1 protein-coding gene is annotated in these 1283 nt (G+C 51.3%); it reads right to left on the bottom strand.

What is annotated here, in order from left to right:
• Positions 1-20 precede the first annotated feature (20 nt).
• Positions 21-1148, bottom strand: a complete 1128-nt coding sequence (locus HNR62_RS16035; RefSeq protein ID WP_204797084.1) for an ISAs1 family transposase — start codon at positions 1146-1148, stop codon at positions 21-23.
• Between the last annotated feature and the right edge of the window lie 135 nt (positions 1149-1283).

Consider the following 1283-nt stretch of genomic DNA (forward strand, 5'->3'; position numbering starts at 1 on the left):
CAGGGCTGACGCATCAGCGTTCACAATTTAAACAGCCCCATGGATTCGAATAAATAATCGTCATTCAGGCAGCACAGCTTTCGTTTGTTCGCCATGCTCAGTTTGCGTGACGTGTTGCGTTTCAACATGTTCAGGATCCATTGCCTGATAACGGCCAAATTTTCACCTGCATGGCCTGCTCTTGCCTGAAGTTGATCTTCACCGAATGCAATGTCCAGCGTCCAGTGCAGCAGATTCTCTACGGACCAGTGAGAACGGGTTGCCTTGAGTGCCGTAGCGGCATCCAGCACCCGACTACTCATATAAAATCTAACGAAATCATGCCCTTTTCCACTTACAACTCGTTCGGCTTGCACGGCAATAATGGTCTTGGCTTTCCATGACTGACAAACCGGCATGTGTTCATCAACGGCAATAACCCAGCACCGTCGATGCTCTTTCCGGCCATGCTGAGCGTCAAACTGTTCGCTGAACCCGGGGCCTGGTTCATCTGTTGTTGTGCTGTCCCAGTACGCCTGAAACCTGGTTTGAACCTCGGCGTTGAGGGTGGGTTGATTGTCTTTGACAGCCAATAGATAGTCTGCGGACCGTTTGAGAATGGTGTCGGCAATGTTCACTTGGGTGCCCGCCGCATCGATACTGACTAGGCAACCCGCCAACTCAAGTTGTTGAAGTAGCACCGGTATTGCCGTTATCTCGTTGGATTTTTGGGCAACCTTTTGCTGGCCAATACAGATGCCCAACTCGGTTGACCAGGCATTGACCATATGAACGGCATTGGCTCCTTTACCTTTAGCCGTCGCACGCAGCGACTTGCCATCAATCGCCAGTTGCCCCGACAGCTTTTCATCGTCCAGAATGTCGCCAATCCATTCCTGAAAAATGGCTTTCAGGCTATCGGGTGGCAGGATGGCAAAGACGCGGTTAAAGGTGTCGTGCGAAGGAATGCCACCAGGCAATGTCAGCCACCGCCGGAACCATTGTTCCCGCTCTTTGGCAAACAAGGTGATCTCACTCCATGTGTCGAATCCGCACATCATGGCACAACTTGCCATGAAAACGACCTCTGATAAAACGTGTGAACACTTCGCCGGCAGGCGCGGGTCTGGGAGCATTTCGAGATAATTGAGCAAAGGTTTTTGGGCCATAACGAAGCAAAGTTGGTCAAGATCGCCACTATTTACTCTCTTATCGCGAAAGGGACAAGCCCAACCGCTCATATTGCTGCTGGACTGAGCGAAGCTTGATCAGGTTGAGCGAAAAGTGATCATGCGTCAGCCCTG

The organism is Oceanisphaera litoralis (assembly GCF_016907015.1).
Classification (GTDB): Bacteria; Pseudomonadota; Gammaproteobacteria; order Enterobacterales; family Aeromonadaceae; genus Oceanimonas; species Oceanimonas litoralis.

Bases quoted from the DNA above. Each gene is read 5' to 3' on its own strand.
- HNR62_RS16035 (WP_204797084.1), bottom strand. From the start codon at position 1,148: ATGGCCCAAAAACCTTTGCTCAATTATCTCGAAATGCTCCCAGACCCG.